Below are 14,609 nucleotides of genomic sequence, written 5' to 3' on the forward strand. Positions count from 1 at the left end.
CGCCGACCACCACATCAACGGCGACCGAAACTACTGGCCCAACAAACAAAAAACCCCGGCCAAAAGGCCGGGGTTCCCTGTAACCGATGACTCGACTCATGTGTAACCCATGACTCGACTCACCACACTGTGTGTCCGAGGGGGGACTTGAACCCCCACGCCCGTTAATAGGGCACTAGCACCTCAAGCTAGCGCGTCTGCCATTCCGCCACTCGGACATGCCCAGCTGTCTGACTGGGCAGCTTAGGCTAACGGATCAGGACGCCGAGTCCCAAACCGGCTTGTGATCAGGGGTGGCGCAAGCACCGGAGTGCCGTCGGTGCTACGAATGGGACTGTGACTGCGCCCGAAGACGAAGTGGTCGACCTCGTCAGCTCCCTCATCCGGTTCGACACGTCCAACACCGGGGAGTTGGAGACCACCAAGGGCGAAGAGGACTGCGCCCGCTGGGTTGCCGAGAAACTGCGCGAGGTGGGTTACACCACCGAGTACGTCGAAGCGGGCGCCCCTGGTCGCGGCAACGTCTTCTGCAGGCTCAAAGGCGCCGACCCCAGCCGGGGCGCCCTGCTGATCCACGGCCACCTCGACGTCGTCCCGGCCGAGCCCGCCGACTGGAGCGTCCACCCGTTCTCCGGCGCGGTGAAGGACGGCTACGTGTGGGGCCGCGGCGCGGTCGACATGAAGGACATGTGCGGCATGATGATCGCCGTCGCGCGGCATCTGAAACGCAGCAACATCGTCCCGCCACGAGACCTGGTGTTCGCCTTCGTCTCTGACGAGGAGCACGGCGGCACCTACGGCTGCCAGTGGCTCGTCGACAACCGGCCCGACCTGTTCGACGGCATCACCGAGGCCATCGGCGAGGTCGGCGGTTTCGCGCTGACGGTTCCCACCAAGGACGGCGGCGAACGTCGCCTGTACCTCATCGAGACCGCCGAGAAGGGCCTGTCCTGGATGCGGCTGACGGCGCGTGGCCGGGCCGGGCACGGCTCGATGGTGCACGACGACAACGCCGTCACCGAGATCGCCGAAGCGGTCGCCAAATTGGGCCGGCACCAGTTCCCGCTGGTGCTGAGCGAGTCGGTCGAGCAGTTCCTGACCGCGGTCTCCGAAGAGACGGGCTATGACCTCGACCCGAACTCGCCGGACCTGGAAGGCTCCATCGCCAAGTTGGGCGGCATCGCGCGCATCGTCGGCGCCACCCTGCGCGACACCGCGAACCCCACCATGCTGAAGGCCGGCTACAAGGCCAACGTCATCCCGGCCACGGCCGAGGCCATGGTCGACTGCCGCATCCTGCCGGGCCGCAAGGAGGCCTTCGAACGCGAGCTCGACGCGCTGCTCGGCCCCAACATCACCCGCACCTGGGAACGTGACTTGCCAAGCGTGGAAACCACCTTCGACGGCGACCTGGTCGACGCGATGAACGCCGCGATCCTGGCCGTCGACCCCGACGCCCGCACGGTGCCCTACATGATGTCGGGCGGTACCGACGCGAAAGCGTTTGTCCGCCTGGGCATCCGGTGTTTCGGGTTCGCGCCGCTGCGGCTGCCGCCCGAGCTGGACTTCGCCGCCCTGTTCCACGGGGTCGACGAGCGCGTGCCCGTGGACGCACTACAGTTCGGGGCGAAGGTCCTCGAGCACTTCCTCACCCACTGCTGAAAGGCCACGATGAGCGCGTCACCTTACGACAACCTGCCGCAGCTGCCGACTTTCACCCTGACCTCGACGTCGCTGTCCGACGGTGGCGCGCTGGCCAATGACCAGGTCAGCGGCATCTTCGGTGCCGGGGGAGAGGACGTCTCGCCGCAGCTGAGCTGGTCGGGCTTCCCGGCCGAGACCCGCAGCTTCGCCGTCACCGTCTACGACCCCGATGCCCCGACCGCGTCGGGCTTCTGGCACTGGGCCGTCGTCAACCTGCCGGCCGACGTGACCGAGCTTGCCGCCGACGCCGGCAACGGTGACGCGCTGCCCGGCGGCGCCATCACCCTGGCCAACGACGCGAGCCTCAAGCGCTATCTGGGCGCCGCCCCGCCGGCCGGTCACGGCCCGCACCGGTACTACATCGCGGTGCACGCGCTGCCTGTGGAGAAGCTGGACATTCCCGAGGACGCCACCCCGGCGTTCCTGGGCTTCAACCTGTTCATGCAGGCCATCGCCCGGGCCGTCATCCACGGGACGTACGAGCAGAAGTAGCCGGTCCCTGTGGGGTCGCGGTGGCCATCCGCCCGACCTACTATCGGACCGAGGCCGGCGGCAGCGACGCTCGCCGCGCCCGGAGCGAGGGGGACCATCCGCTTTGTCCACATCTACGCCGGTGAGCAAGCGTTCGACACCGACGGATCAGGACCGGCTCGACTACATCGACCAGGCCACGTTCCTGTCGTACCGGGCCAATGGCCGGGTGCAGGTCGGCATGGCGTTGTGGTTCTACGAGGGTCCGGTGGACCTCGACGGGCTGCGCCGGTTCAACGAGAACTTCGGCAAGGGGCTGGTGGCCCGGTACATCGAGCGGTCGCCGCTGCCGTTCGGCCGGCATCGGTGGGTGGCCGCCACGGGCGCCCCACGCCCGATCGACATCGCCGAAACAGCTTGTCCGCGTTCAGAACTGAGTGACTGGCTGGAGGAGCGCGCACAGATTCCGATCGACCCGGAGCGCGGACCGGGTTGGACCCTCGGAGTGCAGCCCTTCACCGACGGCTCGACGGCCGTGGCCATAGTGCTGTCGCACTGCCTGATCGACGGCACCGGGTCGGTCGTGGCGTTCATGGACGCGATCCTGGGCAACGAGCGTGATCTCGGCTACGGGCAGCCCAGGTCCCGCACCCGTTGGCAGGCGATCCGTTCCGATCTCCGCCAGACCTTCAGAGACCTTCCCGAGGTCCGGCGCACGATTGCCGTGGCGGCCAAGCTCGCTCGTGAGCGGCGCGCTGAGATGACTGCGACGCCGTCGACGGGAGGACCGGCCGATGGCGACGAACACGTGCATGTGCCGTTCGCGTCCGCCATCATCGACCTCGACCACTTCGACGCGCGCGCAGCAGAATTGGGCGGCAACAACTATTCGCTGGTCTCGGCGTTCGCCACGCGCCTCGGGGTCCGCATGGGCAGGCAGCGGGCGCGCGATGGCGCCGTCTCGTTGATGGTCTCCATCAACGACCGCACCTCCCTCGATGACACCCGGGCCAACGCGATGACCTTCACCACCTTCACCGTCGACCCGGCGACCGCCACGGCGGACCTGACCGAGCTTCGCGGCACGATCCGGACCGCACTGCGTAATGCCAGGGAACAGCCGGACGAATCCTTCCGGCTGTTGCCGCTGACACCGTTCATCCCGCGGCGGGCGGTCCGCCATACCGCGGCCATGGTGCTCGGCGAGCTGCCGGTCACCTGCTCCAACGTCGGCGACGTGCCGGAACTGGTGGGCCGCATCGACGGAGCCCACCAGGCCGATTACGTGATCTGTTGGGGCGTCGAGCAGAACGTGAAGAAGGCGGACATCGAGCAACCCGGTGGTCTGCTGGTGGTGACGGCCCTGCGCCACAACGGCAAGGTCACCTTGGGCGTCGTGGGGTACCAGGTCGGTGCCGAGAACACCAAGGCCGTCCTGCGCGACCACGTGCAGCAGACCTTGGACGAACTCGGCGTCACACCGCTGGTCGTGTACTGATCGCCGCCGTCAGGTCCGTCAGCGAGTTGCGCACCGCGTCGAGCAGGGGCCACGGGTCGTCGAGTTGATCGCGGTCGACGACGATGCCGATCGACAGTTCTTGACGGTAGCTGAACACGGTGATGTTCAGCCCGACTCCGTGCAGTATGCCGGAGATCGGAAACTGCGAAAGCTGTTCGGCGCCTGCGCAGTACAGCGTCGTGGGGGAGCCCGGCACGTTGGAGATCGCAGCGTTCACGGCCGGCTGCAGGAACGATGCCCCGTGGCGCAATGCCGTGCCGGTGGCGTGGGCGAACAGCGCCGGCGGGATGAGGTCGTTGGCGTCTTCCAACAGGGACGCCGGCAGTGCCTGATGACGCTGTTTCGCGGCGGTCATGGTGGCCTGCGCCCGGTGTAGCCGCTCGACGGGATCGGCCTCATCGGTCGGCAGTTCGGCCATCATGACCGAGACCCGGTTACCGAACGTGCCCGTCTGCTCAGGAGTGCGGACGGACATGGGCACAAACGACAGCAGCGGTCCGTCAGGCAGTTCGCCTTCGTCGGCCAACCACGACCGCAGCCCCGATGCGCACATCGCCATCACGACGTCGTTGATGCTGCATCCGAAGTGATCCTTGACTGCTCTCACCTCGGCCAGCGACACCGAACCGAACGCCACGCTTCGACGCGGCGAGATCGCGGTCTGGAACCGCGTGCGCGGTGCGACGAGTTCGGTGCCTTCGGCTGTGTTCGTGCGCTCCAGGATCGCCTTGGCGGACCGGCTGTGCCGCGCCATCGTGCTGACGCCGGGCACTCCTCGCAGCGTGGGCACCTCGTCGAGATGCGGCAGCGCGCGCACCGCGGCGCGGATGGACCGTGCGGGGTATCGGCACATGTTGGTCAGTCCGCGGCCGAGAAGTTCGGCCCGGGACGGCCGGCGGTGGGGTTCTGCGCAGTGGGGAGCCATCACTGGCTGTCCCTCTGCGGTGTCGTCGAGCAGCACCCGCAGCATCTCGGCGCCCGAGACGCCGTCGACCGCGGCGTGGTGCATCTTGATCAGCAGTGCCACCGAGTCGTCGGCCAGTCCGCTGATCACGTGGATCTCCCACAGCGGCCGTGACCGATCCAGCGGCCTCGCGATGATCTCGGCGACGTGGTCGGCGAGCCGGCGGTCGTCACCCGGTGCCCACAGCGCGGATTCCTGTACGTGATAGCTGACATCGACGTCGTCGGCGTCGACCCAGTACGGGTGGTCGAGGTCGAATGGCACCCTGACGAGTCGCCAGCGGAACGGGGGCAGGAGCGGCAACCGCTCGGCCACGAGGTCCCGGACCACCTCGGCGGTCAGTCGGCGGCCGTCTGCGGTGTACGGAGCGTAGGTGCTCAGCACGCTGACGTGGCCGTGCGCGCGCCCGTCTTCCATCGCCAGGAACTGGGCATCGAGGCTGGTCAATTTCCGGAAGGTCATGGCCGGTCCTTTCAGGGTCGTGGCTGGTGGATCAGGATTTGGCGACGCCGGCGGCGCCACCGTGGACGAAGACGGGTTTGGTGCCTTGAGCTGCGGACACTGTTTCGGTCAGGTAGTGCAGGGACACCGCGTCGAGGATCGAGTGGAACGTGCCGTCCTCGTTGAAGTTGACGTTCGCGCCGTCGACCCAGATGAGCGCGACGGTGTCCTCGGTGTTGTCCTCGGGCGTGTAGAAGGTGTGGACGGAGCCGCCGGGTTCGTACAGGTAGGAGCCGGCGGTCTGGGGCTGGTCGGGGTATTCGCGGTACAGCCAGCAGCCCTGCATGGTGTACACCTGCGCGGGGCCGGTGTGGTAGTGGATTTGCAGGCCGACGCCCGGGGCCATCCGGGCGAGGATGACGTACTCGCCACGCTCGGTGTCCAGTCGCAGCGGGTGGAAGCTCAGGCCAGGGCCTAGGTGTAACTCCCAGACAGGTTGTGAACGGCGTGGTGAGCGGAAGTAGGTGAGGACCTCCGGTATCGGTGTGGTTACCAAACACGCACATCCGATTACCGAGAGGTCCTCATGGTCCACGCTAATGCTTCGTTGACTCCTCGTGGGCGGTTGCGGCTTGCGCAGGCGGTTGTTGATCAGGGCTGGAGTTTGCGGCGCGCGGCTGAGCGGTTCCAATGTTCGGTGGCCACAGCCAAGAAATGGGCCGACCGTTATCGCGACGGTGGCGAAGCAGCGATGGTAGACCGGCCCAGCCGGCCGCATCGCAGTCCGTTGCGGTTGCCGAAACGACGTGAGCGGCGCATCGTCAACCTGCGCTTCACCCGGCGCTGGGGCCCACATCGCATCGCCGCTTACCTGCACCTGCCACGCTCGACCGTTGAGGCGGTGCTGCGCCGCTACCGGATGCCATTGCTGCGGCACCTGGACCAAAACACCGGGTTACCGGTACGCCGGCCCAAACCCCGCCGCTATGAGCACCCGGCTCCCGGCGACTTGGTCCATGTCGACGTCAAGAAACTGGGCCGCATCCCCGACGGGGGCGGCCATCGCAAGCTGGGTCGCCAAGCCGGCCGGCGCAACCGCTGCGGCATGGGATACACGTTCTTGCACCACGCCGTTGATGACCACTCCCGGCTGGCCTACTCCGAGGACCTCACCGACGAACGCAAAGAAACCGCCGCGGGATTCTGGAAACGCGCCAACGCGTTCTTCGCCGACCACGGCATCACCGTCAAACGAGTGTTGACCGACAATGGATCCTGTTACCGGTCAAAGAATTTCGCTGAAGCGCTCGGCCCCGACATCACCCACAAGAGGACCCGGCCCTACCGGCCACAGACCAACGGCAAAGTCGAGCGATTCAACCGCACCCTGACCACCGAATGGGCCTATGCGCAGACCTACCGCTCTGAGGCCGAACGCGCCGGAACCTACCAGCACTGGCTGCATCACTACAATCACCACCGACCCCACACCGGCATCGGCGGAATGACACCAATCGAGCGCCTACGCGTTCACAACCTACCCGTGAAGAACACCTAGGGCGTCCTTCAGCAGCGGGGTCTCGGCGAGGTTGACGCTCAGCAGTTCACCCTGCGGCAGCGCGACCAGCGGGAGAGGAGCGCCGCTGCGGGTGGTGACCATTTCGGGGGAGGCGATGGCGGTCATTTTCGGGCCTTTCGATGCCGGGTGGATTCGGTTGGTATGCATCGATTCTGCGGTGCACCGGAGTCCAATACTTGACATCAAATGACAACTTCTTGACAGTAAACGACATGCCATTTGTGCGCGGCACGTCGTTGCAGGGCTTCCTGGAACTCGTCCGGGAACTCGGTGAAGACCCCGCGCCCCTGCTCGCCCTGAGCCGCATCCCGATCGAGGCGGTCGGCGACCAGGACAGCTTCATCAACTACCGCAGTGTCGTCACCACCCTGGAGACCGCGGCCACGATGACCGCGACGCCAGACTTCGGCCGGCAGCTGGCGCTGCGCCAGGGCCTGGATATCCTCGGCCCGGTTGGGATCGCAGCCCGGACCGCGGCGACCGTCGGTGCCGCGTTCGAGGCCATCGACCAGTACATGTCCGTCTACAGCCCGGCCCTGACGGCAACCATCGACGCGCAACCGGCGGCACGCCATGCCCGGTTCGACTGGCGCCTCGCCGTACCCCGCTCCATCGCGCACCGACAGGCGGCCGAGCTCGCCCTCGGCGTCGCGCTGCGGGTGTTCCGGCTGCTGACAGGTCCCGACTTCACGCCGGCGGCGGTGCACTTCCGTCACGAGCCGCTGACCAGCCCGCAGAACTACGCCAGGTATTTCGGGTGCCCGGTGCGTTTTGCCCAGCCCGACACCGGGTTTCGCTTCCCGAGGTCGGTGCTGGCGCGGCCGCTGGCGGCCGACGGCGCGGTGCACGACGTCGTGCGGGACTACCTCAACACCATCGCGGTACCGGCCGATTCACAGACCGCCGAACCGGTGCGGCTGCTGATCCGCCGGATGCTGCCCACCGGCGGCCTGACCCTCGACCTGGTCGCGCAGCATCTTGCGGTGCATCCGCGCACCCTGCAGCGGCAACTGGAGACGCAGGCCACGTCGTTTGCCGCACTCGTCGACCAGGTGCGCCGCGAGGAGGCCGACCGCTATCTCCGCAGCACCGACATCCCGCTGGGACAGCTGGCCGGGTTGCTCGGCTACAGCGAGCAGAGCGTGCTGTCGCGATCGAGCCAACGCTGGTTCGGCACCTCGGCGTCAGCGCATCGGCGCTCGGCCGTGCGGGATCAGGCTCCCGAGCCCACCGCGTCCGCCAGCGACGCGAAGCCGCCGGCCTTCAGCCGCGCGGCGACGCCGTCGTGAATGTGCTTGGCCCACAAGCCGCCACCGTAGATGAAGCCGGTGTAGCCCTGCACCAATGAGGCGCCGGCGATGATGCGCTCCCAGGCGTCGTCGGCGGTCTCGATGCCGCCGACGCTGATCAGCACCAGCTGGCCGCCGACCCGCTTGTGCAGCCGCCGCAGCACCTCCAGCGACCGCGCGGCCACCGGCGGGCCGGACACGCCACCCGCGCCCAGCTCGGCGACGCCGGGGGTCAGCAGCCCCTGCCGGGAAATCGTGGTGTTGGTCGCGACGATGCCCGCCAGCCCCAATTCGACGGCCAGATCGGCGATCTCGTCGACGTCGTCGTCGGACAGGTCGGGCGCGATCTTCACCAGTACGGGCTTGGTGGTCTCGGCGCGCACGGCGGCCAGGATCGGCCGCAGCGACGCCACGGCCTGCAGGTCACGCAGCCCGGGCGTGTTCGGCGAGCTGACGTTGACCACCACGAAGTCGGCCAGCGGCCCGCACAGGCGGGCGCTCTCGGCGTAGTCGTCAACGGCATGCTCGGGCGGGGTGACCTTGGTCTTGCCGATGTTCACCCCGATCGGCACGGTGGACTGGCTGCGGGTCAGCCGAATGGCGAGCTCGCCGGCACCGTGGTTGTTGAAGCCCATCCGGTTCAGCAGCGCGCGGTCCTCAGCGAGCCGGAACAGCCGCGGCGCCGGGTTGCCCGGCTGCGCCTGCGCGGTGACGGTGCCGACCTCGGCGTAGCCGAAACCCATTGGGCCCCAGGCGTTGATGCCGCTGCCGTTCTTGTCGAAGCCGGCCGCCAGGCCCACCGGGCCCGGGAACGTCACGCCGAACACCGTGGTCTCCAACACCGGATCCGACGGCGTGAGCCAGCGGCCCAGCAGCCGGCGGCTGACGGCCAGCCCGGTCGCCACGCGCAGCAGCGCGAACACCCAGGTATGAATCCGTTCCGGGGGCACCCGGAAGAACACCCAGCGCAGGGCGCGATACATCAACAGCTCCTCACATTGCCGGCTGATCGGGCGGCGCCAACCTATCGGGCGCATTTCCCGTCGCTTCGCTCGCCCTGATCTTGCGGCGGCGAAGCAGCACCCGGCGCGAACCGTCGGTGTACAGGCGTACCCGGGTCAACTCCCACCCACGATATTCGGCCTCGATCGACAGCCGGATGGACGCCGACAGTCTGGTCACTTCCGGGGGCAGCCGGAGCGGAATCCATTCGTAGTCGTCGGACAAGTCCTCCGCCCACGCTGCCGGCATCCGCCCCCGGTGCATCTAGCGTCCGCCCGCCTGTGGCCCCGCGGCGGCGTTCGCGATCACCTGCACCCCGGCGCCCGATCCCGACACCACGAACAAGGTGCCGGTGCGTTCGTCGAAGGCGAGGACGTCGGGCTGCTGCACGGTGCGATATCGGACTTTCTCCACGGGGATGCCAGTCGAAAGATCGTAACCAACCACGCCGTTTGTCGCGGTCTGTGAAACCCAGGCGAGTTTCGACGTGCCGACCAGGCCGTACGGCGCACCCCGGACCGGCGCCTGCTGGCGCAGCATCAGCGGCGTCGTGCCGAACACCAGCAGGCCGTCGCCGCGGGTGTCGGCCACCAGCACCCGCCCGGCGGGGTCGGCGGCCAGCGTGGTGGCACCCTCACCGGCGCGCAGCGCCTGCGCGACGTCGGTGCCGTCGGCGTTCACCTCGGTCACCGAGGTCTGGCCGCGGTCCAGGACGACGACGGTATTGCCTTGCGCGGCAAGACCGTCCACGCGGGCGAAGGCCTTCATCCGGGACTTCACCGCAGTGCCGTCGACGATCAGCACTGCCCCGTCCGCGGTGCCCAGCGCCAGTTTCCCGTCGGCCCGCCGGGCGATCGAGGTGAAGTCGGTGCCCGACTGGCCGTCGACCGCGATCGGCTGCACGGTGCGCTTGCCGATGTCGAAGCGCAGGTAGCCGCCGCGGGTGGACAGGAACGCCGTGCCGGCGCCGTCGCCCGTCACGCCCGTCGCGGCCGTCGGCAGCACCACCGGCGGGGTGCCGGGGACCGTCACCACCGGGCGTCCCGTGCCGTCGGTGCCCAGCACCACCAGCGACGACGTCGCCGCGTCGAACGCCGCGCCGGTGCCGGGACCGGGGAGCGCGTGGACCACGCCGTCCGGCATGCCGCTGACCGCGGGGGACACCGCGGCGCGTGCCGGCGTGATGGTGGGCGGCGGGGTATCGGCCGGATGCGACGAGCAGGCCGCCAGCGCGCCGATGGTCAGAGCGGCCGTGGCGAACCGCGTTGCAGAGCCCCAATATTCACGTCGCCGATAATTAATGGGACGGTGATCCATTGGCACGGCCTGTCTTTCGGTCGGCGGGCGGCGGGGCGAGGCAAATTTCCAGTCTAGGCAAATATATTGGCGTCAATTATCTTCGTCCGGCGGGTACGTCGCGTACCGGCGGGGTATGGTCGGAGCCATGAGCATTGCCACCGACGGCGATCTTGCCAACGGTAATTTTGCTATCGAAGACCTTTCGACTGGTCTGCGGGCCAGCGGGTTTGGCCAAGTCGGCGATGGCCGGAGTTTTTCGTTTCGCCTTGATGACAAGCGCATGCTGATTGTCGAGATCTACCGGCCGCGTTTGTCGGGTCCGGTGCCCCAGGAAGAGGACGTCGTCGCGGTGTCCTCGCGAAGCCTGGCCCACGTCGACGTGCACGACGAGCGCAGCCTCGCCGCCGCCGTCCGGGACGCCGTCGCCGACGCACAACCGGTGCAGCGCAACCACTAAAGCCTGCGTCCGCCGCTCACGGTACGGTCGTCGGCGTGACTGACGTGGCAGCTATGAGCTGGTGGCAGACGATCGTGCTGGCCGTTCTTCAGGGGCTGACCGAGTTTCTGCCGGTGTCGTCGTCGGGCCATCTGGCCATCGCGTCCCGGGTGTTCTTCTCAGGTGATGCGGGGGCGTCGTTCACCGCCGTCACCCAGCTGGGGACCGAGGCCGCGGTGCTGATCTATTTCGCCAAGGACATCTGGCGCATCCTCACCGCCTGGTTCGGCGGCCTGACCGACGCCGCCCGCCGCACCGCCGACTACTGGCTGGGCTGGTGGGTGATCATCGGCACCATCCCGATCTGCGTCCTGGGCCTGCTGTTCAAAGACCAGATCCGTTCTGGCGCCCGCAATCTGTGGGTCATCGCCACCGCCATGATCGTGTTCTCCGCGGTGATCGCGCTCGCCGAGTACGTCGGTAAGCAGACCCGCGACGTCGAGCAGCTGACCTGGAAGGACAGCGTCATCGTCGGCCTCGCGCAGTGCCTGGCACTGGTGCCCGGCGTGTCCCGGTCCGGCGCGACGATCAGCGCCGGCCTGTTCCTCGGCATGAACCGGGAGCTTGCGGCGCGCTTCGGCTTCCTGCTCGCCATCCCGGCGGTGCTGGCCTCCGGACTGTTCTCGCTGCCCGACGCCTTCAAGCCCGTCACCGAGGGCATGAGCGCCACCGGCGCCCAGCTGGCCGTGGCCATCGCGATCGCGTTCGTGGTCGGCTACGCCGCGGTGTCCTGGTTCCTGAAATTCCTGGTGCGGCACAGCATGTACTGGTTCGTCGGCTACCGCATCGTCCTGGGTGTGACGGTGCTGGCGCTGCTCGGCACCGGGGTGGTGGCCGCGCAGTGACACTCCCGCCCAACCGCCCGGCGACACTCCCGCCCAACCGCCCGGCGACATTCCCGCCCAACCGCCCGGCGACCCGGAAGGGAACCAGATGACCGTCATCCTCCTGCGGCACGGGCGGTCCACGTCCAACACCGCCCACACGCTGGCCGGCCGGTCCGAGGGCGTGGACCTCGACGACAAGGGGCGCGCACAGGCCCAGGGCGTCGTCGACAGGATCGGCGAACTGCCGGTCAAGGCCATCGTCCGGTCGCCGCTGCTGCGCTGCCAGAACACCGTCGCCCCGCTGGCCGCCGCGCTCGGTGTGGAACCGCGCGTCGACGACCGGCTGACCGAGGTCGACTACGGCAGCTGGACCGGCAGCAAGATCGCCGATCTGGTCAAGGAGCCGCTGTGGCCCGTCATCCAGCAGCAGCCCAGCGCCGCGGTGTTCCCGGACGGCGAAGGGCTGGCGCAGGTGCAGTCGCGCGCCGTCGCAGCCGTCCGTGAGATCGACCGGGCCCTGGCCGAGGAGCACGACGGCGACACCCTGTGGATCGCCTGTACCCACGGCGACGTCATCAAGGCGGTACTGGCCGACGCCCTCGGCGTGCACCTCGATGGCTTCCAGCGGATCGTCGCCGATCCCGCCTCGATGAGCGTCATCCGCTACACACCGCACCGGCCGTTCGTCCTGCACGTCAACCACACTGGTACGGATCTCAGCTCGTCGCTGCGGCCCAAACCCGACCAGCCGGGCAAGCCCGACGATGCCGCGCCGACACACGACGCGACCGTCGGCGGCTCGACCGACTAGACCGGTGAACCGGTATTTTGAAAGGTGCCATGGCCCGCGCAATCCACGTCTTCCGCTCTCCCGACCGCTTCGTGGCCGGGACCGTTGGGCAGCCTGGTAACCGGACGTTCTACCTGCAAGCAGTGCACGATCAGCGGGTCGTCTCGGTCATGCTCGAGAAGCAACAAGTCGCTGTCCTGGCCGAACGAATCTCCGCGCTGCTGGTCGAGATCAACCGCCGGTTCGGCACCCCGATCCCGCCCGACACCGGCGAGGTGACCGACCTGAACCCACTTGTCATGCCGGTGGACGCCGAGTTCCGGGTGGGCACCATGGGCCTCGGCTGGGACTCCGAAGCGCAGACCGTGGTGGTGGAGCTGCTGGCGGTCACCGACTCGGAATTCGATGCCTCGGTGGTGCTCGACGACGCCGAGGACGGCCCGGACGCCGTGCGGGTGTTCCTGAGTCCGCAGTCGGCCCGGGATTTCGCGAACCGCTCGAATCGGGTGATCTCCGCCGGCCGGCCGCCGTGCCCGCTGTGCGAAGAGCCGCTCGATCCCGAAGGACATATCTGCGTGCGCACCAACGGGTATCGACGCGGCGTGCTGGGTGCCGGCGATGAACCCGAAGAATGAGCTACGTCAGGTCCTGCAGCAGGGCCGGCTGACCGCACTCGGGCGCATCAGGTCGGCCAGCAATGCGACGTTCCTGTGTGAGGCGGAGCTGGACGGCGCAGAGCTGCACTGCGTGTACAAGCCGATCTCCGGGGAGGCTCCACTGTGGGATTTCCCCGACGGCACACTGGCCGGCCGGGAGCTGGCGGCCTATCTGGTGTCCGACGCCCTGGGTTGGAACCTGGTGCCGCACACCATTATTCGTGACGGTCCGGCAGGGCCGGGCATGGTGCAGCGCTGGATCGACCAACCCGGTGACGCGCTCAGCGAGACCGAGCCCGCGCCCGGCCCGGACCTCGTCGACCTGGTTCCGGCCGGCCACGTGCCGGCCGGGTACCTGCCGATCCTGCGTGCCTACGACCACAAGGGCGACGAGGTGGTGCTGGTGCACGCCGACGACGCCCGGTTGCACCGGCTGGCGGTGTTCGACGTGCTGATCAACAACGCCGACCGCAAGGGCGGTCATGTGCTGGCCGGCGCGGACGGTCAGGTGTACGGCGTCGACCACGGAGTCAGCTTGCACACCGAGGACAAGCTGCGGACAGTGCTGTGGGGCTGGGCCGGAAAGCCGATCGACGACGAGGTGCTCGCCGCCGTCGCCGCGTTGCGAGACGCCTTGCGCGACGGTCTCGCCGCTGAGCTGGGCCCGCACCTGACCCGTCATGAGATCGCCGCGTTGCAAGCGAGAGTTGTTGGGCTGCTTGGTAATCCGATCATGCCCACACCCGATCGGCATCGCCCGATCCCGTGGCCGGCCTTTTGATCGCAGTTTGCACACAGGTAGCGATTTGCGTAGCGATTTCGGCAGCCCTACCGCTCGGTAGTGCTCTAGGCTCGTCGCCATGACCGACCACGACCGGGCCGCAGCCCGCCGCGAAATCACCGATGCCCTGCAGAAGGCCCTCGACCGTCGGCACGAGGTGCTCGACGTCATCGTCGAAGCCGATAACAAGGCCGCTGCCGTTGATGCCATCGCCAAACTGCTGGAAACCTCGCATGTCGGCGGCGAGCAGGTCATGGCGATGTCTTTTGATCTGTTGACCAAAGATGCTCGCAAGCGGATTGCCGACGAACTCGAAGACCTGAACTCGCAGCTGTCGTTCGCGGTGAAGGACCGCCCGGCCAGCTTCGGGGACGACCTGATCCTGCGCCAGTTCTCGGCGGCCGAGGACCGCGACATCTTCGCGACGCGCACCACCGACGTCGGTGCGGCCGGCGACGGTTCGGGCCGCGCGGCCGGCGATCTGGACGAGGAGATCAAGGCCGCCGTCTCCCGCGTCTCGGCCGAGGAAGCCGTGTGGCTCGTGGCCGAGGACAACGGTGACAAGGTCGCCATGGTGTTCGGTGAGCTGCTCAACGGAGAGGTGAACGTCCGCATCTGGGTGCACCCCGGGTACCGCCACCGTGGCTATGGCACTGCGGCGCTGCGCCGCTCGCGGTCGGAGATGGCGTCGTATTTCCCGGCCGTGCCCATGGTGGTCCGTGCGCCTGGCGCGACCCCGAAGTAGGCGCGCAACAACGCATTACGCGAAACGTATTACGAGAAAAGGGCTC

17 protein-coding genes and 1 tRNA gene are annotated in these 14,609 nt (G+C 68.0%); 11 read left to right on the forward strand and 7 right to left on the reverse strand.

Going from position 1 to position 14,609, the window contains the following annotated elements; all coding sequences use genetic code 11:
- Positions 1–132 precede the first annotated feature (132 nt).
- Positions 133–218: transfer RNA gene (locus TL10_RS26810), tRNA-Leu, on the reverse strand.
- Between the two features lie 118 nt (positions 219–336).
- On the opposite strand from TL10_RS26810, the gene TL10_RS26815 reads away from it, so the two are divergent.
- The 3 genes from TL10_RS26815 (at position 337) to TL10_RS26825 (ending at position 3,673) form a co-directional block, all read left to right on the forward strand.
- Complete coding sequence (locus TL10_RS26815) at positions 337–1,662, forward strand: M20/M25/M40 family metallo-hydrolase (protein ID WP_043988049.1); 1,326 nt, start codon at positions 337–339, stop codon at positions 1,660–1,662.
- Between the two features lie 9 nt (positions 1,663–1,671).
- Positions 1,672–2,196, forward strand: coding sequence for a YbhB/YbcL family Raf kinase inhibitor-like protein (locus tag TL10_RS26820; protein ID WP_043988050.1), 525 nt, complete (start codon positions 1,672–1,674; stop codon positions 2,194–2,196).
- A 121-nt stretch (positions 2,197–2,317) separates the two neighbouring features.
- A complete protein-coding gene (locus TL10_RS26825) occupies positions 2,318–3,673 on the forward strand; it encodes a condensation domain-containing protein (RefSeq protein ID WP_052506559.1) in 1,356 nt (451 codons plus the stop codon).
- Here the strand turns inward: TL10_RS26825 and TL10_RS26830 are convergent.
- Both TL10_RS26830 and TL10_RS26835 read right to left on the reverse strand, forming a co-directional pair.
- Positions 3,651–5,120, reverse strand: coding sequence for a WS/DGAT/MGAT family O-acyltransferase (locus TL10_RS26830; RefSeq protein WP_043988052.1), 1,470 nt, complete (start codon positions 5,118–5,120; stop codon positions 3,651–3,653). The genes TL10_RS26825 and TL10_RS26830 overlap by 23 nt on opposite strands.
- A 31-nt stretch (positions 5,121–5,151) precedes the next feature.
- Positions 5,152–5,655 carry a 2,4'-dihydroxyacetophenone dioxygenase family protein gene (locus tag TL10_RS26835; RefSeq protein WP_043988054.1) on the reverse strand — a complete coding sequence of 168 codons (504 nt, stop codon included), beginning with the start codon at positions 5,653–5,655 and terminating at the stop codon, positions 5,152–5,154.
- 30 nt (positions 5,656–5,685) lie between these two features.
- Between TL10_RS26835 and TL10_RS26840 the strand changes: the two genes are divergently transcribed.
- Positions 5,686–6,657 carry an IS481 family transposase gene (locus TL10_RS26840; RefSeq protein ID WP_043988055.1) on the forward strand — a complete coding sequence of 324 codons (972 nt, stop codon included), beginning with the start codon at positions 5,686–5,688 and terminating at the stop codon, positions 6,655–6,657.
- Here the strand turns inward: TL10_RS26840 and TL10_RS31065 are convergent.
- Positions 6,637–6,825: a hypothetical protein gene (locus TL10_RS31065; RefSeq protein ID WP_131630822.1), complete on the reverse strand. Its 189-nt coding sequence runs from the start codon at positions 6,823–6,825 to the stop codon at positions 6,637–6,639. The two genes, TL10_RS26840 and TL10_RS31065, sit on opposite strands and share 21 nt — an antisense overlap.
- A gap of 65 nt (positions 6,826–6,890) precedes the next feature.
- Between TL10_RS31065 and TL10_RS26845 the strand changes: the two genes are divergently transcribed.
- Positions 6,891–7,967 (forward strand): AraC family transcriptional regulator, encoded by a 1,077-nt coding sequence (locus TL10_RS26845; protein WP_043988057.1) that lies wholly within the window; start codon positions 6,891–6,893, stop codon positions 7,965–7,967.
- On the opposite strand, the gene TL10_RS26850 is transcribed toward TL10_RS26845, so the two are convergent.
- From TL10_RS26850 to TL10_RS26860, 3 genes are read right to left on the reverse strand one after another with little or no spacing between them, the layout of a single operon-like run.
- Positions 7,892–8,950: a quinone-dependent dihydroorotate dehydrogenase gene (locus TL10_RS26850; protein WP_043988058.1), complete on the reverse strand. Its 1,059-nt coding sequence runs from the start codon at positions 8,948–8,950 to the stop codon at positions 7,892–7,894. The two genes, TL10_RS26845 and TL10_RS26850, sit on opposite strands and share 76 nt — an antisense overlap.
- Before the next feature lie 10 nt (positions 8,951–8,960).
- Complete coding sequence (locus TL10_RS26855; protein WP_043396145.1) at positions 8,961–9,233, reverse strand: DUF5703 family protein; 273 nt, start codon at positions 9,231–9,233, stop codon at positions 8,961–8,963.
- Entirely contained in the window at positions 9,234–10,286 is a 1,053-nt protein-coding gene (locus tag TL10_RS26860) for a YncE family protein (protein ID WP_082068101.1), read from the reverse strand.
- Between the two features lie 127 nt (positions 10,287–10,413).
- Here TL10_RS26860 and TL10_RS26865 point away from each other — a divergent pair, with 127 nt between their 5' ends.
- The 6 genes from TL10_RS26865 (at position 10,414) to TL10_RS26890 (ending at position 14,563) form a co-directional block, all read left to right on the forward strand.
- The gene (locus TL10_RS26865; protein ID WP_192830317.1) at positions 10,414–10,725 is read left to right on the forward strand and encodes a hypothetical protein; all 312 of its coding nucleotides are present in this window, start codon (positions 10,414–10,416) and stop codon (positions 10,723–10,725) included.
- Between the two features lie 35 nt (positions 10,726–10,760).
- On the forward strand, positions 10,761–11,609 hold the full coding sequence (locus tag TL10_RS26870) for an undecaprenyl-diphosphate phosphatase (RefSeq protein WP_192830318.1): 849 nt from the start codon (positions 10,761–10,763) through the stop codon (positions 11,607–11,609).
- A gap of 88 nt (positions 11,610–11,697) precedes the next feature.
- Positions 11,698–12,402 carry a histidine phosphatase family protein gene (locus TL10_RS26875; RefSeq protein ID WP_043396136.1) on the forward strand — a complete coding sequence of 235 codons (705 nt, stop codon included), beginning with the start codon at positions 11,698–11,700 and terminating at the stop codon, positions 12,400–12,402.
- Positions 12,403–12,431: 29 nt separating this feature from the next.
- Positions 12,432–13,016 (forward strand): Rv2134c family protein, encoded by a 585-nt coding sequence (locus TL10_RS26880; RefSeq protein WP_043396133.1) that lies wholly within the window; start codon positions 12,432–12,434, stop codon positions 13,014–13,016.
- Positions 13,000–13,818 (forward strand): Rv2133c family protein, encoded by an 819-nt coding sequence (locus TL10_RS26885; RefSeq protein ID WP_043396480.1) that lies wholly within the window; start codon positions 13,000–13,002, stop codon positions 13,816–13,818. The genes TL10_RS26880 and TL10_RS26885 overlap by 17 nt, the downstream gene beginning before the upstream one ends.
- 79 nt (positions 13,819–13,897) lie before the next feature.
- Entirely contained in the window at positions 13,898–14,563 is a 666-nt protein-coding gene (locus TL10_RS26890; protein WP_043396131.1) for a GNAT family N-acetyltransferase, read from the forward strand.
- Positions 14,564–14,609: the final 46 nt, after the last annotated feature.

This window comes from Mycolicibacterium llatzerense (genome assembly GCF_000878195.1).
GTDB classification, from domain to species: domain Bacteria; phylum Actinomycetota; class Actinomycetes; order Mycobacteriales; family Mycobacteriaceae; genus Mycobacterium; species Mycobacterium llatzerense.